Source organism: Flavihumibacter solisilvae (assembly GCF_000814475.1).
Classification (GTDB): domain Bacteria; phylum Bacteroidota; class Bacteroidia; order Chitinophagales; family Chitinophagaceae; genus Flavihumibacter; species Flavihumibacter solisilvae.
In genome coordinates this window covers 1-479 of sequence record NZ_JSVC01000065.1, presented here as the reverse complement: position 1 = coordinate 479, position 479 = coordinate 1, and the positions used below count along the sequence as shown (strand labels likewise).

Here is a 479-nt window from a genome sequence, read left to right as displayed (position 1 = left end):
ACCCTGACCAGCACTACAGACGTAGTGATCTGTGCTAGCCAGTTGCCTTATAGCTGGAATGGTGAGACCTATACCACCACCGGTACTTATGAAAGGACATTTGTTAGTGCAGCCGGTTGTGATTCGATTGCAACCCTGAACCTGGTGGTTAATGAGACCCTGACCAGCACTACAGACGTAGTGATCTGTGCGAGCCAGTTGCCTTATAGCTGGAATGGTGAGACATTTACTACTACCGGCACTTATGAAAGGACATTTGTTAGTGCAGCCGGTTGTGATTCGATAGCTACCCTGAACCTGGTGGTTAATGAGACCCTGACCAGCACTACAGACGTAGTGATCTGTGCTAGCCAGTTGCCTTATAGCTGGAATGGTGAGACATTTACCACTACCGGTACTTATGAAAGGACATTTGTGAGTGCAGCCGGTTGTGATTCGATAGCTACCCTGAACCTGGTGGTTAATGAGACCCTGACCAG

The 479-nt window shown here is 48.6% G+C and carries 1 protein-coding gene; it reads left to right on the top strand.

Annotation, left to right across the window (positions count from 1 at the left end; genetic code table 11):
• The coding region (locus OI18_RS24800) for a hypothetical protein (protein ID WP_039144809.1) at positions 1-479 on the top strand (479 nt) is incomplete at both ends.